General features: G+C 45.0%; 19 protein-coding genes and 1 pseudogene. 12 read left to right on the top strand and 8 right to left on the bottom strand.

Annotated elements, in window-relative coordinates; genetic code table 11:
- Positions 1-83: 83 nt before the first annotated feature.
- On the top strand, positions 84-800 hold the full coding sequence (locus M5J74_RS29190) for an SGNH/GDSL hydrolase family protein (RefSeq protein WP_181245352.1): 717 nt from the start codon (positions 84-86) through the stop codon (positions 798-800).
- An 81-nt stretch (positions 801-881) separates the two neighbouring features.
- On the opposite strand, the gene M5J74_RS29185 is transcribed toward M5J74_RS29190, so the two are convergent.
- Both M5J74_RS29185 and rimI read right to left on the bottom strand, forming a co-directional pair.
- Positions 882-3,356 carry an ATP-dependent Clp protease ATP-binding subunit gene (locus M5J74_RS29185; protein WP_015157369.1) on the bottom strand — a complete coding sequence of 825 codons (2,475 nt, stop codon included), beginning with the start codon at positions 3,354-3,356 and terminating at the stop codon, positions 882-884.
- Positions 3,357-3,753: 397 nt separating this feature from the next.
- Positions 3,754-4,422, bottom strand: coding sequence for a ribosomal protein S18-alanine N-acetyltransferase (rimI, locus tag M5J74_RS29180; RefSeq protein ID WP_106216972.1), 669 nt, complete (start codon positions 4,420-4,422; stop codon positions 3,754-3,756).
- 135 nt (positions 4,423-4,557) lie between these two features.
- Between rimI and lysA the strand changes: the two are divergent.
- From lysA to uppS, 3 genes and pseudogenes are all read left to right on the top strand, one after another.
- Positions 4,558-6,068, top strand: a pseudogene (gene lysA, locus M5J74_RS33730) (diaminopimelate decarboxylase).
- Positions 6,069-6,172: 104 nt separating this feature from the next.
- A complete protein-coding gene (cdaA, locus tag M5J74_RS29170; protein WP_015157366.1) occupies positions 6,173-7,111 on the top strand; it encodes a diadenylate cyclase CdaA in 939 nt (312 codons plus the stop codon).
- Complete coding sequence (gene uppS / locus M5J74_RS29165; RefSeq protein WP_015157365.1) at positions 7,108-7,854, top strand: polyprenyl diphosphate synthase; 747 nt, start codon at positions 7,108-7,110, stop codon at positions 7,852-7,854. Before cdaA ends, uppS begins: the two co-directional genes overlap by 4 nt.
- Positions 7,855-7,949: 95 nt before the next feature.
- On the opposite strand, the gene M5J74_RS29160 is transcribed toward uppS, so the two are convergent.
- Together M5J74_RS29160 and M5J74_RS29155 are read right to left on the bottom strand one after the other, a co-directional pair.
- Positions 7,950-8,222, bottom strand: coding sequence for a DUF3143 domain-containing protein (locus M5J74_RS29160; RefSeq protein ID WP_015157364.1), 273 nt, complete (start codon positions 8,220-8,222; stop codon positions 7,950-7,952).
- Positions 8,223-8,303: 81 nt separating this feature from the next.
- Positions 8,304-8,834 carry a J domain-containing protein gene (locus tag M5J74_RS29155; RefSeq protein WP_041463569.1) on the bottom strand — a complete coding sequence of 177 codons (531 nt, stop codon included), beginning with the start codon at positions 8,832-8,834 and terminating at the stop codon, positions 8,304-8,306.
- A 600-nt stretch (positions 8,835-9,434) separates the two neighbouring features.
- Between M5J74_RS29155 and M5J74_RS29150 the strand changes: the two genes are divergently transcribed.
- Complete coding sequence (locus M5J74_RS29150; RefSeq protein ID WP_250014768.1) at positions 9,435-11,360, top strand: iron uptake porin; 1,926 nt, start codon at positions 9,435-9,437, stop codon at positions 11,358-11,360.
- A 12-nt stretch (positions 11,361-11,372) separates the two neighbouring features.
- Here M5J74_RS29150 and M5J74_RS29145 read toward each other — a convergent pair whose 3' ends face one another.
- The 3 genes from M5J74_RS29145 to M5J74_RS29135 all read right to left on the bottom strand — a co-directional run bounded on the left by M5J74_RS29145 (position 11,373) and on the right by M5J74_RS29135 (position 13,319).
- Positions 11,373-11,636: a DUF1830 domain-containing protein gene (locus tag M5J74_RS29145; RefSeq protein ID WP_250014767.1), complete on the bottom strand. Its 264-nt coding sequence runs from the start codon at positions 11,634-11,636 to the stop codon at positions 11,373-11,375.
- Positions 11,620-12,114: a pentapeptide repeat-containing protein gene (locus M5J74_RS29140; protein WP_106168184.1), complete on the bottom strand. Its 495-nt coding sequence runs from the start codon at positions 12,112-12,114 to the stop codon at positions 11,620-11,622. The genes M5J74_RS29145 and M5J74_RS29140 overlap by 17 nt, the downstream gene beginning before the upstream one ends.
- 239 nt (positions 12,115-12,353) lie before the next feature.
- Positions 12,354-13,319, bottom strand: a complete 966-nt coding sequence (locus tag M5J74_RS29135; RefSeq protein WP_015157359.1) for an orange carotenoid protein N-terminal domain-containing protein — start codon at positions 13,317-13,319, stop codon at positions 12,354-12,356.
- 355 nt (positions 13,320-13,674) lie between these two features.
- On the opposite strand from M5J74_RS29135, the gene M5J74_RS29130 reads away from it, so the two are divergent.
- Positions 13,675-13,866, top strand: a complete 192-nt coding sequence (locus tag M5J74_RS29130) for a DUF2949 domain-containing protein (protein WP_015157358.1) — start codon at positions 13,675-13,677, stop codon at positions 13,864-13,866.
- A 73-nt stretch (positions 13,867-13,939) separates the two neighbouring features.
- Positions 13,940-14,722, top strand: coding sequence for an MOSC domain-containing protein (locus M5J74_RS29125; RefSeq protein WP_015157357.1), 783 nt, complete (start codon positions 13,940-13,942; stop codon positions 14,720-14,722).
- A 93-nt stretch (positions 14,723-14,815) separates the two neighbouring features.
- Here M5J74_RS29125 and M5J74_RS29120 read toward each other — a convergent pair whose 3' ends face one another.
- Positions 14,816-15,163 (bottom strand): GrpB family protein, encoded by a 348-nt coding sequence (locus tag M5J74_RS29120; protein WP_250014765.1) that lies wholly within the window; start codon positions 15,161-15,163, stop codon positions 14,816-14,818.
- 217 nt (positions 15,164-15,380) lie between these two features.
- Here M5J74_RS29120 and pcrA point away from each other — a divergent pair, with 217 nt between their 5' ends.
- The 5 genes from pcrA to psbB all read left to right on the top strand — a co-directional run bounded on the left by pcrA (position 15,381) and on the right by psbB (position 20,789).
- The gene (gene pcrA, locus M5J74_RS29115; RefSeq protein ID WP_250014763.1) at positions 15,381-17,765 is read left to right on the top strand and encodes a DNA helicase PcrA; all 2,385 of its coding nucleotides are present in this window, start codon (positions 15,381-15,383) and stop codon (positions 17,763-17,765) included.
- Positions 17,766-17,831: 66 nt separating this feature from the next.
- On the top strand, positions 17,832-18,389 hold the full coding sequence (locus tag M5J74_RS29110; RefSeq protein WP_015157354.1) for a Uma2 family endonuclease: 558 nt from the start codon (positions 17,832-17,834) through the stop codon (positions 18,387-18,389).
- A gap of 131 nt (positions 18,390-18,520) precedes the next feature.
- Positions 18,521-18,853, top strand: a complete 333-nt coding sequence (locus M5J74_RS29105; protein WP_015157353.1) for a hypothetical protein — start codon at positions 18,521-18,523, stop codon at positions 18,851-18,853.
- Positions 18,850-18,975, top strand: coding sequence for a hypothetical protein (locus M5J74_RS32975; protein WP_255410090.1), 126 nt, complete (start codon positions 18,850-18,852; stop codon positions 18,973-18,975). Before M5J74_RS29105 ends, M5J74_RS32975 begins: the two co-directional genes overlap by 4 nt.
- Positions 18,976-19,235: 260 nt before the next feature.
- Positions 19,236-20,789, top strand: a complete 1,554-nt coding sequence (gene psbB, locus M5J74_RS29100) for a photosystem II chlorophyll-binding protein CP47 (RefSeq protein WP_015157352.1) — start codon at positions 19,236-19,238, stop codon at positions 20,787-20,789.
- Positions 20,790-20,791 lie beyond the last annotated feature (2 nt).

Raw genomic sequence — 20,791 nt, 5'->3', positions numbered from 1 at the left:
TTATTTTAAAATTAACTAGATTTAAAATTAACTAGATTTGACAAGATTGAAAAAAATCTCGTCAGATGAGGAGCGTATTTCTATTGAACAGTTACAAAAGTTCTAAACATCCAGTTTTATTACTAAATTCAATCTTACTAGGTGTACTATACATAGCGATCGCGATCGTCGTACACGGTAGTGCGAGTGTAACTTTTGGACATCGAGTCGCGATTTTTTTTGGTGATAGTATTACGTATGGTGACGGTGCATCAAACAGTAGTCATCGCTGGTCTACCTTAGTAACAAATGCTTTGAATCTGCAAGAAGATAACCAAGCAATTTCGGCTACAGTTTTACAAAATACTGTTCCAGTTTTAGCAAATAACGGTCGCGATCGCTATCAGCAAGATATCATTCAGCGCTCTCCTAATTATGTTTATATTCTCTACGGCTTAAACGATCTGCGCTACAACGGAGCTAATTTTTCGACAATGAACTTTCAAAATGATTTAGATGAAGTAGTAGCGGGACTAATTTCAGATGGAATCCCTCCCAATCATATTGTTATTGGTTCTCCCCCTTACATAAATCCTACTGGTTATTCTCTCTACCCGCCCTATAATGCAGGTTCTACTACAAAACATCGGCAATATCGGGATGCAACCAAAGCGATCGCGCGGCGATATCATACTAAGTGGGCAGACGTTTATCAGTACATGCTCAATCGTGGTGCTAGTACTTTAGTTAGCAACGATTTCATTCATCCTAATGATTTAGGGCATCAAGCTATTAAAGATGCAATGTTGAAGGCAAATTGAACTCGTGATGAGCTGAAAGAAATTAATCAATAAATAAGGTGGGCAATGCCCACCCTACAAATTTAAATTAACTTAAACTAATTACTCGGCTGCTTGAGGCAATAACTCTTTGCGCTCTTGCGATAACACTTTTACATTACCAGTGTCATCGACATCTACCACAGCTTCATCGCCTTCTTTGATGCGACCGGACAGAATTTCTTCTGCCAAGCTATCTTCTAACAGGCGCATAATGGCGCGGCGTAATGGTCTAGCACCATAGCTGGGGTTGTAGCCTTCTTCTACCAAGCGATCCTTGAATCGTTCGGTAACTGTGAGGGTAATGCCCTTCTCAGTTAAGCGTCCGAAGACTTCCTTGAGCATGATATCGGCAATTTCTTTCACCTCTGCCTTACTCAACTGACGGAAGACGATGATTTCATCCAAGCGGTTGAGGAACTCTGGACGGAAGTATTGCTTCAACTCTTCGTTCACCAAGGAACGAATGCGGTTGTATTGAGTTTCGGCTGCATCTTCCGAGGAGAATTCAAAACCGATTCCACCGCCACCTTTTTCAATTACCTTAGAACCAATGTTCGAGGTAAGAATGATCAAGGTATTCTTGAAATCTACTGTACGTCCCTTGGCATCTGTTAACCGCCCGTCTTCCAAAATTTGCAACAGCATGTTGAAGACATCGGGGTGTGCTTTTTCAATTTCATCGAATAGCACTACGGTATAAGGACGACGACGCACGGCTTCTGTCAATTGTCCGCCTTCGTTGTAACCGACGTAACCAGGAGGCGAACCAATTAATTTAGAAACGGTATGCCGTTCCATGTACTCAGACATATCCAAGCGGATCATCGCATCTTCGGAGCCGAAGAAGTAAGCCGCCAAAGATTTTGTCAACTCGGTTTTACCAACCCCAGTAGGACCGGAGAACACGAAGCTAGCGATCGGACGGTTGGGATTCTTCAAGCCGACACGGGCGCGGCGAATTGCCTTAGAAACCGCTCTAACAGCCTCTTCTTGACCGATCAAGCGCTGGTGCAGGGTGTCTTCCATGTGCAGCAGCTTTTCAGACTCGGATTCGGTCAGCTTGTTGACTGGTACGCCAGTCCAAGAAGCAACGATTTGAGCGATATCTTCTTCCGTGACTACGGGAGAGTCATCACCCTCGCTCTTAGTAGTACCTGTTTTGGATTGAGCGATCGCTCGAATTTCTGCTCTTAGTTCCATTTCGCGATCGCGCAGTTCTCCCGCCCGGTCGAAATCTTGAGTGCGTACAGCGTCGTCTTTTTCTTTCAATACTTGACGCAGTTCTTTATCTAATTCCTTCGCTGCTGGGGGTAACTGAGAGTTAATTAACCGTACCCGCGAACCTGCTTCGTCGATTAAGTCAATGGCTTTGTCTGGCAGGTAGCGATCGCTAATATAACGGTCGGACAGTTTGGCTGCTGCTTCTAGCGCCGCATCGGAGATTTTCAGCTTGTGGTGCTGCTCGTAGCGATCGCGCAGTCCGAAGAGAATTTCAATAGTTTCATCAACGGAAGGTTCGCCCACCATCACGGGTTGGAAGCGTCGTTCTAGGGCTGCATCCCGCTCGATGTGCTTGCGATACTCATCAAGGGTTGTTGCACCGATACATTGCAATTCACCCCGCGCCAAAGCTGGCTTCAGGATGTTTGCTGCATCGATCGCCCCTTCTGCTGCACCCGCACCGATCAGGGTATGCACCTCGTCAATTACCAAAATCACGTTCCCAGCAGAACGGATTTCGTCCATGATCTTCTTCAGGCGCTCTTCAAATTCACCTCGATATTTCGTACCTGCTACGAGCAAGCCAATGTCGAGGGTGACGACGCGCTTTTCTTCCAAAATGTCGGGTACGTCTTTGTTGGCGATCCGAGAGGCTAAACCTTCAGCGATCGCAGTCTTACCTACCCCTGGCTCCCCGATCAGCACGGGGTTGTTTTTCGTGCGCCGACCCAGAATCTGAATCACGCGCTCGATTTCTTTTTCACGACCGACTACAGGATCGAGTTTGCCTTCTCCTGCCATTTGGGTCAAATTGGAACCGAACTCGTCCAATGTGGGGGTCTTGGTGCGTCCAGACTGGGAGCCTGCCGAAACTTCAGCCGTTTCTCCCAACATGCGAATTACCTGAGTGCGTACCTTCGATAGGTCAACTCCCAAGTTTTCTAACACTCTAGCCGCTACGCCTTCTCCTTCACGGATCAGACCCAACAGGAGATGCTCAGTGCCAATGTAGTTATGCCCTAATTGGCGAGCTTCTTCTAAAGATAGCTCCAGAACCCGCTTCGCTCTTGGGGTGAAGGGAATTTCTACAGCTACAAATCCCGAGCCGCGTCCGATAATTTTCTCTACTTCGATCCGGGCATCTTTGAGATTGACACCCATCGTTTTGAGGACTTTAGCTGCTACGCCCGTGCCTTCTCCAATCAGACCCAGGAGGATCTGCTCTGTGCCTACGAAGTTGTGACCCAGGCGGCGAGCTTCTTCCTGGGCCAGCATGATCACCTTAATTGCTTTTTCTGTGAAGCGTTCAAACATGGCTGTATTCCATCACCTGAGTCGTGCCGGTACGCTGATTTTAGCACATGCTAATTATCTGGCTGTCTATTGATATTACCGACAACCAGCTCAGGATTCACCTACTGCGAGCGCAATCTTTATCTTTTGTTAATAGTTTTTTAATCCACGCCTACTTTGCAATCCATATCTAAGAGCGTCACTACGCCATCGAACCTGGCAAAAACCGCCTTATGCAGCCAAAATTTTTGCCTCAACTCAGAAGCTTCGCTTATCTGCTGTCATTGCTGCCCTTGACTCAGCCTGAAAAAGCGATTGCTTGTCGCTTTTAATTCGGGATAAATCCATCAGTATTTCAGCCGCGTAATTGCTTCCAACCAGAAATTATGTGGATAAAATCAGTCATTTGTCAAGCTTTTTAGCTCAAATTTCTTGACTCTGGACGGGTAATCTCTAGTTTTTGAACGTTTAAGCTGAAACCAGATTGTTGGAGGCGATCGCTTGCCAGATCGTGCCAGCCTGTCAACTTAGCTTGAAACTCCGGTTGTTGCAACCCACTCTGCCACAGAATTAGGGCATCTTCATTCGTATCTTTGTAGTATCGTCGCCTGCGCCCAGCTAGTTGAAAACCAAATTTGCTGTAAAGAGAGATAGCTGGTTGATTAGATTCCCTCACTTCCAGAGTCGCTCGTTCCAAGGCGCGATCGCGTGCAGCCTGCATCAATCCCCAAAGCAATGCTTGTCCCAAACCTCGTCCCTGATAATCGGGATGAACCGCCAGCAAGGTAATGTGAGCTTCATCTAAAATTGCCCAGAAACAGCCCATTGCTAGGAGTTGGTAATTGGTAGTTGGTAGTTGGTAGTTAGTAGTTGGTAGTTGGTAGTTGCCCACCTGCTCACCTGCCTCCTCGTCCTGGTTGTCCTGATTTTTTTCCAGAAATAATCCTAGTAACTCGCTATTGGGGCTATCTATTTCGCGTTGATAGGCTTCGAGAGTCCATAGTTTACCGAAACAAAGATTGTCGAGTTCCAGTACCGCAGGTAGGACAGATGGCAATATTGGTTGGATTGACAGGCAAGCACTCATTAGGGATTGGGAGTAGCAGTTATTAGATCGTTTGTATTTTCACGACTTACTACTCATTGCGTAACTAAACATGCAGCAATTGTAAACTTAAGTTTAGACCCACTCATGCCCTGTAAGAGGACAGTTTACATAATTATGCTATCGACTCAGCTTGCTGGAGTAGACAATTCCGGTCGTCAATATATATTTAATCGAGAAAATAACAGAAATGAGAACGCTCAGCGATCGCCCAACCAAGAACTTTTACCACTGACAGCAGGAATCAACAGCCACGATCATCTAGAAATTGGTGGTTGCGACGTGACAGAACTCGTACAGCAGTTTGGTTCGCCGCTATATATTCTAGACGAAGAATCCCTCCGCAGCGCTTGCCGTCAGTATCGCGAGGCGTTTCAAAACTATTACCCTGGAGAATTTCAGGTACTTTATGCCTCAAAAGCTTGGAGTTGCTTGGGAGTATGCGCGATCGCCCACTCTGAAGGCTTGGGCATTGATGTTGTTTCTGGAGGAGAACTTTATACTGCACTACAAGCAGGTGTCAAGCCAGAAGTTATCTACTTTCACGGTAATAATAAATCTGTAGAAGAATTATCGCTGGCGATCGAGTCTGGCTGCACGATTGTGGTAGATAACTGGTATGAGTTGAAGAATTTAGCGCAAATGGGACAAGGGGGACAAGGGGGACAAGGAGGACAAGGAGGACAAGGGGGAACTCGGGGTCCCCGCGACCGAAGGGAGTGGGGATTAGGGGCGAAGGGGGACAAGGAAGTGATTCCCAACTCCCGACTCGGATAATGTTGCGATTAACACCAGGAATCGACTGCCACACCCACGATTACATCAGAACTGGGCATTTGGATAGTAAATTTGGTTTCGATCCCGACCAGATTGAAGCAGTTTTTGCCTTTATCGGACAACAACCCAATTTAACTTGTGTCGGATTGCACGCCCACATCGGTTCGCAAATTTTCGAGCGCCAACCCCATCAAGACTTGGCTGAAGTGATGGTGCAGTGGATGGAAAAAGCGAAAAGCTATGGACTGCCTGTTACGGAGTTAAATTTAGGAGGTGGATTGGGAATTCGATATACAGAATCCGACGATCCACCCAGTATTGACGAATGGGTACAAGCACTTTGTCAAGCCGTGAAAGCAGCCTGCGAGTCTCAAAACTTACCTTTACCAAAATTATTGTGCGAACCCGGGCGATCGCTCATCGGTACTGCTTGCGTTACTGCCTATACGATTGGCTCTAGCAAAACCGTACCGGAAATTCGGACATATGTGGCGATCGATGGCGGGATGTCCGACAATCCTCGACCGATTACCTATCAATCGCTTTATCGTGCTGTAGTCGCCAATAAAATGTCCGCACCAGTCAGCGAAACCGTCACAATTGCTGGAAAACACTGCGAGTCAGGCGATATCCTAATAAAAGAGGCATCTTTACCGCAAACTGAGCCAGGGGATATTTTGGTAGTAATGGGAACTGGTGCTTATAACTACAGCATGGCTTCTAATTACAACCGCTTGCCCCGACCAGCAGCAGTGGTAGTGGCGAATCAAGAAGCAAAGATGCTTCTTCGTCGCGAAACCTATCAAGACTTAATTCGGCAAGACTGCCTGCCCGATTCATTACTAGGCTAAGAGCAAAAGGTTGACAGTTGACAGTTATACAGTTAACCGTCAGCCACTAATTTTTAACTGCCAACCGTTAACAAATTCAATTCTTCAGATTTCATATTTCGCTCATGAGAGATTGGTGGAAGCAATGGCTGACAACAGACTTTGGCTGGACTCAGTCGTTGTTATTTTACGCTATCGATCTGGGCTTGGTTTTGGCGCTAATCTACATGGTGCTGGTCATCATTGGAGAGCGCCGCACCTTGTGGATGGTCAGGGGTTTTATTCTCCTCATGCTTGCTTCTGCCATCAGTGCCAGACTGGGTTTGCCGCTATTGAGTTTTGTATTGGAGAAATTGGTGGTTGGTTCTGCTGTAGCAATGGCAGTCACTTTCCAATCTGAGTTTCGCCGTTTTTTAGAACAATTGGGTAGGGGAGAATTTCGACAGCTATTGCAGCCAGGAAGACGTATCGTACCAAAACCCGATAGCGTCATTGATGAAATCGTAGATGCGGTGAGAGAACTGTCTCAAAATCGCATCGGTGCTTTGCTCATTTTGGAAACAGACAGTCCTATTGACGAGCGAGATCTCAAAGTTCCAGGCGTAAAGTTAAATGCGGAAGTCTCAAAAGAAATTTTACTGACAATTTTTCATCCAAAAACAGCATTGCATGACGGCGCTTGTTTGATTCGAGGTTCGCGGGTAGTTGCAGCAGCGGTGATTTTGCCCCTTTACGAACGTCCAGCTCCTCGTCAATTGGGGACGCGCCATCGAGCTGCTTTAGGCATCACGGAGAAGGTAGAAAACTGCGTATGCGTGGTCGTGTCGGAAGAAACAGGGTCAATTTCGCTGGCAGAACGAGGAATATTAAATAAACCGCTGACCAGCAGTAAACTGAAAGAATTGTTGGAAGCTCGATTCTCGCCAGCTGTGGAACGGGAAGCTGTAGCCCCAAGCATACGCGGTCTGGTAAATCAAATTGGCAATCGAGTTAGGATTCTCATGACTCGTTTTTTTGCGCTTTTTGGTCTAAACTTACCAGCGTCTCCCCGAAATAAAAAATGACTGTAAAGCCGATTGTGTTGCAATTGCCTCTCGATCTAGAACAAGAAAAACTGCCCAGACACGTTGCAGTAATTATGGACGGTAATGGTAGGTGGGCAAAAAAGCAGGGTTTACCCCGTATCATGGGACACAAACGGGGGGTGGATGTTCTCAAAGATTTATTACGCTGTTGTCGAGATTGGGGTATACAAGCATTAACGGCGTATGCCTTTTCGACCGAAAATTGGGGCAGACCGTTAGAAGAAGTTGAATTTTTGATGACTTTGTTCGAGCGCGTTCTGCGGAAAGAATTGCAGGAAATGCTAGAGGAAAACGTCCAAATTCGGTTTGTAGGAGATTTGGAGGCTTTACCGCGCAGTCTCCAATCGGAAATCGAGCGATCGATGGCTGAAACAAGGTCGAATCGAGGTATCCGCTTCACTGTTGCCACGAATTACGGTGGTAGACAGGAAATTTTGCACGCTTGTCGAGCGATCGCCCAGCAAGTACAGCAAGGTTTGCTCCAACCAGAAGAGATTGACAAAGAAATCTTCGAGCGCCACCTCTACACGGCTGGAATTAGCGATCCTGACTTATTGATCCGCACCAGTGGAGAAATGCGCATCAGTAATTTTCTCCTCTGGCAAATGGCTTATGCCGAAATTTATATTACCGAGTCTCTGTGGCCCGACTTCAACCGCACGGAGTTTCATCGGGCTTTGGCTGCTTACCAACAACGGGAACGACGGTTTGGGAAAGTGTGATTGTAAGGGAGTAGGGAGTAGAGAGTAGGGAAAGAGTGTGTGATGCTCTTTAAGAGAGTAGAGACAAGTGTGAAGATCTAAAATCTCAAATTGAGTCAGGGTCCAGAAAATACAGCCTGCTCTATATCTTTTCGGCTGAGAGAATATTTAAAAGAGCGTTGAATGTCTTGTCCTACTGCTTCAGCATCAATGTATCGGATCGTCAACTGGTCGATATCTAGCCATAGTTCGGCTTCCCAGTTCGATTTTTGAATGTGCCAGCAATGCAGTTGCTTTTGGTCTTGTTGGCAACCTTGGTCTTTCAACCACTGCTCGATTTGGGGTAAAGGATGATTGTATAAGGGAGTGTCGGCAGAAGGTAAGGACATATATTAGAAGTTGTAAGTCGTAAGTCGTAAGTCGTAAGTCGTAAGTTGGAATTTCCTAGCCACCAGCCAAAGCGCCGCTCTTTATTGATAACTTTGTACAGACGTTACATGTAACATCTCTACACTGACAATTGATAACTGAGCTGGCGGGACTGGAGTTTGCAAGGTATCACCCCGGATCGTAGCAATAGCGATCGCCAATAATATACAACCTATGAAGGTCAATCCCAAAATAAACAAGACAAAAACTTCTCCAGATGACAGGGGACGATCTGTAGGGTCGAGGTAAGCAGAGGAACGCCGTTCGTCTTGTCGTGCGGCTGCGCGCTGAAAATCTGGAGGTGGTTGGATGACATACAGACGAGAATAGCCAATGTGTAAGTCGTAATTCGTCCGCCGTTCTGGATTGCTCAGCGTGGCATATGCTTCGTTGAGCTGCTGAAATTTGACAGTAGCAATTGCTGAAGGTAAGTCAGTTGTATCAGGATGATACAGCTTGCTGAGATGTCGGTAGGCACGACGAATCTCGATTGGCGATGCCGAGGGATGCAGTCCAAGCAGGGTATAATGAGTGGCTTGGTCTGTCATGCGGTCTGACACGCGGTCTGACATGGGGCGATCGCTATTATTTGGCATTCCCCAGTGTTGAGTCACGGCAGTTTGACTAGTGCGGTTAGTTTTTTATCTATTTTAAATCTACTCATGCTAAGCAGCTGCATTTCATCTCAGATTTAATTTAAAAGTTCAGTAGTAATAAAATTTACGTTTGATTCAAAATCTCAACTTAAAAGTACAGAAAATATCTCTGTTTCAAAAAAATATATTTCTACTATGTTTGCACTTTTAAATTAGTTGAAACATACTTTTTAGACAAGCGAATAATTATAGAACTTAAGTATAAAGCCAAGATTTTCAAATTTTCCCGATGGATGAATACAAGGTTAGACTAGACTTAGAATTTTTTTGCTTGCTTTTTGGTTACGCGATCGAAACTCTGAATTATAGCGGTTTTCAATTGGGTGAAATACACAGACTGTAGGGGCGCACAGCTGTGCGCCCCTACCAGCGTTATATATGCGATCGAGACTCTGAATTAGAGTTCGCAGCGCGTCCGAATGAATTGTATATAAAAACACATTTACCCGAAGCTAGTTTTGCTAGTCTAAACCCTGCATTCTGAATATCAAAGTGTGCGTTTGGGTGTGAGGATAAATGCATAAATTCTTGTTGCAAGTATTGCCGATCGCCTCGGTAATATTAGCGTGTCATGCCGTTGATAGTTATAGAGCAAGTGCAGAGACTAACGCGGTAGAAGTTAGCTCAAAACAGACACTAGCTAGCATGAATTACGATCGCGAAGCTAAATTATTACTACCTCCCGATCGCAGCGATCGTCACGCAACCAATCGTACTTCCATAGAACCTGAAACCGATCTAGCGACGACTCCTAGAGTCGAGATACCGGAAGCAGCAAGTGGCGACTCGATGGCGCAAGTCACATCTGTATCGCAGCTATCAGATGTCCAACCTACTGACTGGGCATTTCAAGCGTTACAGTCATTGGTAGAGCGTTATGGTTGTATTGCAGGATATCCAGACAGCACCTATCGAGGCAGCCGTGCTTTAACGAGATATGAATTTGCGGCTGGTTTGAATGCCTGTTTGGACAGAATTAACGAACTCATTGCTACAGCATCGGCAGATACCGTTAAGCAAGAAGATGCCGATACGCTGCAAAAATTGCAGACAGAATTTGCCGCTGAATTGTCTGCTTTGCGCGGTCGCGTGGATGCTTTAGAAGCAGCGACAGCAGAACTAGAAGCCAATCAATTCTCGACTACAACGAAATTAAGCGCTCTAGTTTGGGCTAACGTCACGGGAGCTTTTGCCGATGGTGACGTACAATTTGAATCAGTCGAGCTCTTTCCGCCAGCTGCATTTGGCGGCGTTGTCGCTAGACGAGGGGGAAGAGATGCAGTCACAGGCAGACCAGTTGTACAAGAACTTACAGACGATCCAGAAATTACTTTCAGCGATCTGATCTGGTTAAATTTCGATACTTCCTTCAATGGTAGGGATAGCCTCAAGGTGCGGCTAGTCGCAGGTAATGCCGACTCTCCCGCCAACCAATTCACCTCAGCAGGGCTGTACAACACCTACGGCGTACCCTTTTTTGACCAAACTGCGGGGATTCAAGGGTTGGGTAATGATGTCGTTATCCACGAATTGTATTACAGTTTTCCCGTGGGGGATAATCTTGAAATTGCTTTTGGTCCCCGGATTAACTGGTATCGCCTATTTGACTACAACGCTTTTACCTTCATCCTCACGGGTGCGAATAGTTTTAACTCCAATGGCGGTACGCTAGTCAATGCGATCGACCGAGGATCGGGGGCGGTTATAACTTGGAAGCCTAGCAAGCAATTGCAATTGACCGCAGGTTACATTGGAGAAAATACAGAATTTCTTTCTAGTACGATCGCACCTGGATTTAACACCTCTAGCGATCCGAGGTTTGGCTTATTTGGTGGTACGTACACCGCAACAGCTGAACTCACTTACTCGCCCAGCCAAAATTTTAATTTAAGGCTGCTATACAATCGGACGCGGATTCAAGCAATTGGCGGAGTCATTGGTGGTGCAACAGGAGAGCCAATTTACGGAATTGCAGATAATGGTGGTTCTGCGGTATTCGATCCAGTGACAGGACTCGTTGCTGATGGTGGTTTGGATGCTGGTTTAGCTGATACCTATGGAGTTAATTTTGATTGGTTGCTAACTCCTGGTATCGGTTTCTTCGGACGTTACACCTATGCCAAGACAAATCTAGTGCCTGGTGATGGAGAAATTGAAGCTCAAGCAATGCAAGCTGGTGTTGCTTTTCCCGATTTAGGTAAGGAGGGGGCGCTATTAACTATCTCTTATGTCAGACCGTTTGCCATCTTGGATGGACGCGATTTTCTTGTTGCTGGAGGCGGAAATGGTGGCGTGCAGTACGAGTTTGAAGCGAATTATTATTTTCCACTAACAGATAATATAGCTTTAGTACCAGCGTTTTATCTGATTGCCAATCCAAATAACTTTAGCGATAACCCAACGATCTATGTAGGTAACTTAAGAGCGCAGTTTAGCTTTTAAGCGATCGCTTCATCAATTGCCGTTATCAACTTGAAGGTGCAAACGAGAAATTTTATCGGCTAAGAGCGAATCAATTGTCATACTCGTATGAACCTCTAATTCAGCACTGGGTAAAGCTTCAAACAAAAACCGTTGTCCTGGAAAAACTGCCCGTTCAAAATAGTAACTGGGAAGATCGACAATGCGAATCACCTGAATTTGGCTGGTTGCATTAACGTAGCAGCATAGTATAAGACTCTCTTGCTCAGCTGGTAGAGATCTAATTATTTTCGTCATAATCATACAATAATGAGTCTTGGATCGATGCTCCAACTATACATGCTTGACTCAGATCTACCCCAGTTAGTTCTACTAACTTTAATTGTGCGTAACGTAAATCTGTTCCGGTCAGATTAGCACCACTGAGATTGGCTCCAGTTAAATTCGTTAAGCGCAAATCTGCTCTATTTAATAAAGTGTCACGTAGATCTACACTGCTTAAATTAGCTTTAATAAGAATTGCTCTACTCAGGATGGCTTTATACAAAGTCGCATTGCTAAGGTCAGTTCTCCAAAGGGTAGCTCCAGTTAAGTTTGCCTCGCTGAGCTTGACTCCTTTTAAGTTGGCTCCATTCAGGTTGGCTCCAGCTAACTCTGCTCTGCTCAAGATGGCTCCACTCAAGTCGATTTCACTCAAATCGACTCTGCGCAAGTCAAAACAACTAAAATCTCTTTTGCCAGCAGTATAAAGCTCTAGTAGAGTATCAACATTCATAGATCGGCATTCATAAATACGCCAGGAGTTAAGCACGGAAGTTGAAGATCTCGAGCCCCCCTAGCCCCCTTAAAAAGGGGGGAATTTAAAGCCCCCTTTTTAAGGGGGTTGGGGGATCTTCTATAAAGCCCCCTTGGAAAGGGGGTTGGGGGATCTCCTAAATCTTTTCACCGCGCTTGCGAGATATATTGGGTTTGAAAGAGCAGTGCTAGCTAGCACCACTCCCCATTTAGAACGTTTTACATCCGACGCAGGTTGAGTAACTCTTGAGGAGAAGCAAGCATATCAATGGCGACGAAGAAAATCTTGCCTTGAGGATCGATCAAAAACCGCCAAGCAATATTCATCCCAACGTTGACACCAAACCAAGGAGTTTGGACGACACCAGTGACTTTTACTTGTTTGGAGCCATCTGGTTGTACTTCACAGATACCTTGTTTCGGCATCATGTTTAAACCCTGCGCTTCTTCGCGCATGTATTTCGCGATCGCCTCATGACCGACAATTGGCTTTTGAAATGGGGGTTGTAAAGCACCATTAGCAGTAAACAAAGCAATAGCAGCAGCGAAATTGTCTGCGTTCATTGCTTCGACATATTGCAACACCGCAGGCTCGTTAATTCCTTCAATCTTGACATTGGTGGTGACGGGTTCGGTGCGTTCAAATACTGGTTCTGCACTCTTTCGAGAGCTGCTGGGAGCCAAGTCGGATGTATCGAATCCCATGTCTACGACTGTGTTGCGCAGAACTGTGATCTGCTGACCTGGATCGAGTTTCTGAGTTGCTTCTAGGACGACTTTGACACCAGGAGACATTTGATAGCCAGTTGGAATTGGAGCGACGATCCCCTGTTTCATCAACTCTCCTAACTCGTACCAAAAAGCTAGCTTGGTATTCACGCTGAAGAAACCATAGGAACGGTTGATCGGAGTGTCAATGCGATTAGCAAGGTCGCGCATGACTTTGGTTTGCTCTTCAGGTGACATTTGTTTGATTTGGGTGAGCAATCCTTCCGCCAGTTGTAAGCGAGCCGCGCCTGGAGCTGCGGGGGTGATTGTCCGACCCATTTCCGTGTAAGCATACCAAAGATACGCTAGGCGATCGTCAACGCTCAGTTGGTCGAACAGCGCTATAGTGGCTGGAATTGGACTGGGGATTTGAGTTCCAGAGAAAATATTTTGTGCCGACTCGATAGTATATGTCACGATCGGAAGCTCCAGATTGCTTTGTATTAGTCGATTTTGAGATTTAAGGCAAAATGCTAAAGCTGGGGCTTTAGCACATACCCACTTGGTTACGTAAATAAATGTAACAAAGTAGTTAACTTTTGTAAAGAAGTTTATCGATTTCAATCGTTTTGCCGCTCGATCCAGTAGATAGCACGCGCCATTAGGTAGTTTAATCGAGCAAGCGATCGCGCAGTCGCACACCAAGTTACACAGTAGCGGCTAGTCCAAGTGCTGCTTGCAAGCTAAATAATTCTGAGAAAACGTTGCATAACTTTACAATGCTTGTTACATTACCATTTAGTTAAAAAATGCATTAATTGGATAAACGTATATGAAATCTAACGTTCGGGATGATTTGATGAGCTTTTTACGCGACGAATTGTCGGTTTCAGAAGCAGCGATCGCGTTAGCTTTAAAAAAGGGAGAACAGGAGCTAAACTTTCTGCCGATGGTACTTTGGCAATACGGATTTATTACCTTGCCACAACTAAACCGCGTGTTCGATTGGTTAGAAATGGTGTAGGATCTACTAACGCTGTAACTCGTGTAACTTCACATCAACTATTGTCTTGAGTAGCAATATAAAGTGATGGCTTATGATACAGCCTTATCTGGCAAAAATTTCGATTTTTCCGGTTAAATCGCTTGATGGCATCACTTTGTCTCAAGTCAGTGTATTAGCAAGTGGCGCACTCCAGCACGATCGCGAGTATGCCTTATTTGACCAAAAAGGGCGATTTGTGAATGGTAAGCGCAATGCTAAGGTTCATTTGCTGCGATCGCAATTCGATGCAGATTGTCAACAGCTATCGTTACAAGTCCAAGGAACAGATGAGAGCGTTACTTTTCACTTGGATAAAGAGCGTTCGGAGTTAGAAGCTTGGTTGAGCAATTATTTTGGTTTACCTGTCAACATTAAGCAAAATAATTTCACAGGGTTTCCAGATGATACTAATGCTTCTGGTCCTACAATAATCAGTGCAGCTACGCTTGCAGAAGTTACCTCCTGGTTTCCTGACATAAGTGTTGAGGAAATGAGGAATCGGATACGAGCAAATATAGAAATTGATGGCGTACCTCCATTTTGGGAAGACCGATTATTTACCAAAGTAGGGGATAGTATCCAGTTTCAAATTGGAGAAGTTGTATTTGCTGGAATTAATCCTTGTGCGAGATGCATCGTACCCACAAGAGATTCAAAAACAGCAGTAGCCACAGAGAATTTTCAGAAAATCTTTGTTTCTAAACGTAAAGAAACCCTACCAGATTGGACAACTCCAGAGAGATTCGACCACTTTTATCGGTTAAGTATCAATACAAAAATTCCGTCGTCAGAAGTAGGAAAAATCTTAAAAATTGGCGATCCAGTTTCAATATAGGATCGTAAGGTGGGCATTGCTCACCTTACGATTCAGAATTTAAATAGAGCGAGTAGAATTCGCAGCTACACAAGCAAAGTCCGCCGGCGCGGACTAAGAGTTTGTTGCATCTAATTTTGCTTTGGTAGTAATTAGATTAACGTACTCGCTTTTACCATTAGTATAAGCCTCGCGATCGCCTGAAAATTGAGCTGCTAAATCTCGCTTTAGTTGTGCGTAGCGTGCGGCTTCTGCTGGGTGGCTACAGAGATAATCGCGAAAATACAATCTTTCCCATAATGTGTGTCCAGCAGTCGCCATATGAACGTGATGGGTACGCTTACCATCAGGCGATCGCTTAACAAACATCATATGCCCTGGAGGGCGATCGCTACGCCATCGATATTCATATCCTGCATCTACTCTCGATTTTTGGGGCGATCGCATCCCTACAACTGCCACAAAGCGGCTACCATATAATTTCTATGGTCTGTTAGATGTATCTCTAATAGAGAATGACAAGCAGAGGCATTCTATAGTAAGAATGGCTACCACGTGAGTCCGAAAATTATTGTCATGTCGCAACGACTCGGCTCTAGAACAGATTCATGGACATTTTAGCGAAGAATAGCACATTTCCAGCTATTAAATATAAAACTATAATTCTAGTTTTTAAAGTATGACCAAAACCACAGATTTTTTAAGTCACCTTAACCCCAGTCAGCGTACATCTGTAGAGCATTTTTGCGGTCCCTTGCTAGTGGTTGCGGGTGCGGGTTCTGGTAAAACGAGAGCATTAACTTATCGGATTGCAAATCTGATTCTCAAACACCGTGTCGATCCTCATAATATCTTAGCTGTGACTTTTACTAATAAAGCGGCACGGGAGATGAAAGACAGGATTCAAAAAATCTTTGCCGAACAAATAGCACTGAGTCAATACAATAAACCATTGGATAAATTAGCGCCTCACGAACAAACAAGATTGCGATCGCAGGTTTACAAAACCTATATTAAAGATTTGTGGATCGGTACGTTTCACAGTTTGTTTTCCCGGATTCTCCGATTTGATATTGAAAAATATCAAGATGAGAAAGGGAGACGCTGGACAAAAAACTTTTCGATTTTCGATGAGTCTGACGCTCAAAGTGTAGTCAAGGAAATCATTACTAAAAAACTCCAATTAGACGACAAGAAATTTGAACCGCGTTCCGTCCGCTACACTATTAGCAATGCTAAAAACCAGGGACTTTCTACCCGCGATTTTGAACGAGAACAGCCTAACTATCGCGGTAGAGTTATTGCGGAAGTTTACGGATATTACGAAGATAAGCTAGCCGAAAACAACGCTTTGGATTTTGACGATCTGATCTTAATGCCAGTTAAGTTATTTCAGCAGAACGAACAAGTTCTTGGCTATTGGCATCAGCGATTTAGACATATTCTAGTTGATGAATATCAAGATACAAACCGAATTCAGTACGATTTAATTAATTTACTCACAACCAATGGTGAGACGAGAAAAAGTGAATGGAATTGGCGCGATCGCTCAATTTTTGTAGTTGGCGATGCCGATCAGTCAATTTATAGTTTTCGCATGGCGGATTTCACCATTCTGTTAGACTTTCAAGCCGACTTTGGTGATGGCTTACCTGACGAAGATACCCGCACGATGGTTAAGTTAGAAGAAAACTATCGCTCTAGAGAAACTATTTTACAAGCCGCTAATCAACTAATTGAAAATAATACCCAGCGGATCGATAAAATTCTCAAACCAACACGGGGAGAAGGAGAAAAAATCTACTGTTATAAAGCTGATGATGAAATCGCCGAAGCCCAATTTGTCATCAATCATTTACGTAGTTTAGAACAGCAACATTCAGAATTCAATTGGGGTAGTTTTGCCGTTCTTTATCGTACTAACGCTCAATCTCGTCCCATAGAAGAGAATCTAGTTCGTCAAGGTATTCCTTACACAATTGTCGGTGGATTGAAGTTCTACGATCGCAAAGAAATTAAAGATGTCTTGGCATATTTAAGAGCAATTGTCAATCCTTACGATACCGTAAGTTTATTACGAGTGATTAATACTCCCCGTCGCGGTATAGGTAAAACCACAATTGATAATTTAGTTAATGCTGCCCAACAACTTAATTTACCCTTTTGGGAAATTCTCAATGACGAGACATCAGTTAACACTTTAGCAGGGCGATCGGCTAAGGGTGTCAACAATTTTGCCCAATTAATTCGCAAATGGCAAGAACAGGTAGATACTCTTTCTCCGAGTGCGATCGTGCAAGGAGTTTTAGATGAGTCTAGCTATGTCAAAGATTTACAAAATCAAGGCACGGATGAAAGTTTAGATAGACTGCAAAACGTACAAGAACTTTATAACGCCGTCTTACAATTTGAAGAAGAAAACGAGGAGGTTAACCTATCAAATTTTCTTGCCAGTACAGCTTTAACTTCCGATTTAGACAATTTGAAAGAAGGACAAGCTGCTGTTTCTCTCCTCACGCTTCATGCTTCCAAAGGATTAGAATTTCCCGTTGTTTTTCTTGTGGGGTTAGAACAAGGACTACTTCCTAACTATCGTTCGCTTGACGATCCTAAATCGTTGGAAGAAGAACGCCGCTTGTGCTATGTAGGAATTACTCGCGCTCAAGAAATACTTTACCTCACCCACGCCCGCGAACGTCGCCTTTACGGTTCCCGCGAACCTGCAATTCCATCTCAATTTCTGGCAGAATTACCCAAAGAATTACTCAGTTTTCATCTTTCTAGCCAAGCGAAAGTTCCTAATACATCGACTAGATCGACTCACCAACTAACTCAAAAGTGGAGCCATCCTCAGAATAATAGTGCTAGCAAAAATTCATCAGAGGCAGATTTAGAGAGGGACTGGCGTGTAGGCGATCGCATTTTCCATAAAAACTTTGGTATTGGCGAAGTAACTCACATTTTCGGTTCTGGTAACAAAATTTCTTTAGCAGTTCGGTTTGCTAGTCTCGGTACGCCAAAAATTGTCAATCCTAAAATCGATCCACTACAAAAAGTAGAATGAGATTGGTATTGGGTAATTGGTAATGGGTATTGATTGACGAGCGATGACTAATACAAGGAGCTTTTTATGAGTCAGGCGCGAGTACGATGGACGACTAGCGATTTAGAGTTGTTGCCAGATAATGGCAATCGCTATGAAATTGTCGATGGGGAATTATTTGTGACACGCGCACCAGGCTGGGGACACCAAAAAACTATTAAAAATATCTGTAGAGAGTTAGATCTTTGGTCGTTGCAAACTGGGTTAGGAGAAGTAGTACCTACCCCTGGCATTATTTTTACTGATGCTGATAACGTTATTCCTGACGTAGTTTGGATAAGTAAAGAGCGATTGGCTGCTTTGCTAGACGAAGCAGAACACTTGACTGGCGCACCAGAATTGGTTGTTGAGGTACTATCACCAGGGGAAACCAACGAACGCCGCGACAAAGAGGCTAAACTCAAGCTATATGCTGCTCAAGGAGTGTGTGAATATTGGATAGCAGATCCGCGCTTGCAGCAAATTCAAGTTTATCGCCGCGAACATGCAACGCTGGTTACGGTAGCAACTTTATTTACCAGTGACGAACTTACCTCGCCTTTACTGCCTGGTTTTAGCTGTGCTGTGGCAAGATTGTTTGGTTAGACGTTTTAAGATTGAGTGAGTGCGATCGCACCGCCTACATTCCTGAAAACTGTATCAAATCCAGTTTGTTTCGCCAAATCAAATCCTATAAGCTAGTCGAGGAGTATCCAGTCGAATAGCTGCAAAAACCCGTGAAATATTTTTTTCTCACTGAGGGATGGACAGTAGGTAGAGTCTGGGCATCTGACGGTTTATGGAATGAAACAGCTTGGCGGCGACGACCAGACATTCAACGACTGAACGTTTGTTTGGTAGAAGCTCATGAAAAATTATGGCTGTATCGGGTAGAAGACACGATCATGACTGTAGAAGTCAGACCCGCTACTGCTTCCAGTAATGGCACAAAACAGGCGATCGGACAAGTTGTACTCAAGCGATTAATCACTGCCGAACAAGTCATCGATCGCTTGGGAATAGCCGAAGCTATGTGCCAACTCAAAAGCATTCAATCTGTAGTACAGTGAGTGGTGCGTGGTGCGTGGTGCGCGATCGGATTTCTATTCATATTCTCCTGGCTCCTGACTCAGCAACTCCTGTACGGGCGGGTTCACCCGAAATCTTCGTCGGAGTCAGAGATCTTTGGTGAACCCGCCCCTACGACTCCTGGCTCTTGAAACCCTTGATAACTGACAACTGACAACTGATAACTGATTCTCGTATTGCATTCAGTCCCGCCAATAGTTACACTTCTTTAATAATTCTCATTTTTGTATTGAATACCATTGCTGAATTTTACAAGTCAGATGGATCGTCCAGATCCATATCTAGTAAGGCTCGGTTGATGGCAATAACAAAAAGCCGAAAAATTATCCTGTAGAAATAACTCATCGAGGAGGAGCGTAGTCGATGGGACTACCTTGGTACAGAGTACACACAGTCGTCCTGAACGATCCAGGGCGGTTGATTGCTGTACATTTAATGCATACAGCACTAGTTGCAGGCTGGGCTGGTTCGATGGCTCTATACGAACTAGCTATTTACGACCCCAGCGATCCAGTATTAAACCCCATGTGGCGGCAAGGTATGTACGTACTGCCCTTCATGTCACGCTTGGGTGTAGTTGGCTCTTGGGGTGGCTGGAACGTCATGGGCGCTCCCAGCTACGACCCTGGTTTCTGGTCGTTTGAGGGCGTTGCTGCCGCTCACATCGTTCTTTCCGGTTTATTATTCCTAGCTGCTTGCTGGCACTGGGTTTATTGGGATTTGGAACTTTTCCAAGACCCCCGCACGGGCGAATCTGCTCTAGACCTGCCAAAAATGTTTGGTATCCATTTATTCTTGTCTGGTCTACTTTGCTTCGGCTTTGGTGCTTTTCACCTCACCGGACTATTTGGTCCAGGGATGTGGGTTTCTGACCCCTACGGCATCACCGGACACGTAGAAGCAGTCGCGCCGGAATGGGGACCAGCAGGTTTTAACCCGTTTAATCCTGGCGGCGTGGTAGCTCACCACATTGCTGCGGGTGTTGTTGGTATTATTGCTGGTTTATTCCACTTGACAGTTCGACCCCCAGAACGGCTTTACAAAGCTCTGCGGATGGGGAATATCGAAACCGTGCTTTCTAGCAGTATTGCTGCCGTCTTCTTTGCTGCTTTCGTTGTAGCAGGGACGATGTGGTACGGTAACGCCACAACCCCAATCGAACTGTTTGGTCCTACCCGCTATCAGTGGGATGATGGCTACTTCAAACAAGAAATGACCCGCCGCGTGCAAGCTAGCGTGGCTGAGGGTAAGAGCTTGTCTGAAGCTTGGTCGGAAATTCCCGAAAAACTGGCGTTCTACGACTACGTAGGTAACAGCCCTGCTAAAGGTGGTTTGTTCCGCGTCGGTCCGATGAATAAGACCAACGGTATTGCTCTGTCTTGGGCAGGACACCCCGTATTCAAAGATAAAGAAGGACGAGAATTAGAAGTTCGTCGTCTGCCTAACTTCTTTGAAACTTTCCCTGTTGTTTTAACAGATAAAGATGGTGTTGTCCGTGCCGATATTCCTTTCCGGCGGGCAGAATCCAAGTATAGCTTCGAGCAAACAGGTGTAACTGTTAGCTTCTACGGCGGTGAGTTGGATGGTCAAACCTTTACCGACCCAGCCGACGTGAAGAAGTATGCTCGTAAAGCTCAAGGTGGCGAAATCATCAATTTTGACGGCGATCAAAGCACCAGATTTGGCGATCTAGCACTTGCTAAGCCTGACGGTGTATTCCGTACTAGCCCTAGAGGTTGGTTCACCTTCGCTCACGCTACCTTTGCCTTGCTATTCTTCTTCGGTCATTTGTGGCACGGTTCTCGCACGATCTTCCGCGATGTATTCGCAGGGGTCGAGGCAGATTTGGAAGAACAAGTCGAATGGGGGCTGTTCCAGAAAGTGGGTGACAAGACCACTCGCCGTAAGGAAGCCTAAAC

Source organism: Chroococcidiopsis sp. CCNUC1, assembly GCF_023546805.1.
Taxonomy (GTDB): domain Bacteria; phylum Cyanobacteriota; class Cyanobacteriia; order Cyanobacteriales; family Chroococcidiopsidaceae; genus Chroococcidiopsis; species Chroococcidiopsis thermalis.
The sequence above is the reverse complement of the archived record's forward strand: the minus strand, read 5'-3'. Positions and strand labels throughout refer to the sequence as shown.

Coding starts and splice junctions, on each gene's coding strand:
- M5J74_RS29185 (WP_015157369.1), bottom strand. CDS start 3,356: ATGTTTGAACGCTTCACAGAAAAAGCAATTAAGGTGATCATGCTGGCC.
- rimI (WP_106216972.1), bottom strand. CDS start 4,422: ATGAGTGCTTGCCTGTCAATCCAACCAATATTGCCATCTGTCCTACCT.
- cdaA (WP_015157366.1), top strand. CDS start 6,173: ATGAGAGATTGGTGGAAGCAATGGCTGACAACAGACTTTGGCTGGACT.
- uppS (WP_015157365.1), top strand. CDS start 7,108: ATGACTGTAAAGCCGATTGTGTTGCAATTGCCTCTCGATCTAGAACAA.
- M5J74_RS29160 (WP_015157364.1), bottom strand. CDS start 8,222: ATGTCCTTACCTTCTGCCGACACTCCCTTATACAATCATCCTTTACCC.
- M5J74_RS29155 (WP_041463569.1), bottom strand. CDS start 8,834: ATGTCAGACCGCGTGTCAGACCGCATGACAGACCAAGCCACTCATTAT.
- M5J74_RS29150 (WP_250014768.1), top strand. CDS start 9,435: ATGCATAAATTCTTGTTGCAAGTATTGCCGATCGCCTCGGTAATATTA.
- M5J74_RS29145 (WP_250014767.1), bottom strand. CDS start 11,636: ATGACGAAAATAATTAGATCTCTACCAGCTGAGCAAGAGAGTCTTATA.
- M5J74_RS29140 (WP_106168184.1), bottom strand. CDS start 12,114: ATGAATGTTGATACTCTACTAGAGCTTTATACTGCTGGCAAAAGAGAT.
- M5J74_RS29130 (WP_015157358.1), top strand. CDS start 13,675: ATGAAATCTAACGTTCGGGATGATTTGATGAGCTTTTTACGCGACGAA.
- M5J74_RS29125 (WP_015157357.1), top strand. CDS start 13,940: ATGATACAGCCTTATCTGGCAAAAATTTCGATTTTTCCGGTTAAATCG.
- pcrA (WP_250014763.1), top strand. CDS start 15,381: ATGACCAAAACCACAGATTTTTTAAGTCACCTTAACCCCAGTCAGCGT.
- M5J74_RS29110 (WP_015157354.1), top strand. CDS start 17,832: ATGAGTCAGGCGCGAGTACGATGGACGACTAGCGATTTAGAGTTGTTG.
- psbB (WP_015157352.1), top strand. CDS start 19,236: ATGGGACTACCTTGGTACAGAGTACACACAGTCGTCCTGAACGATCCA.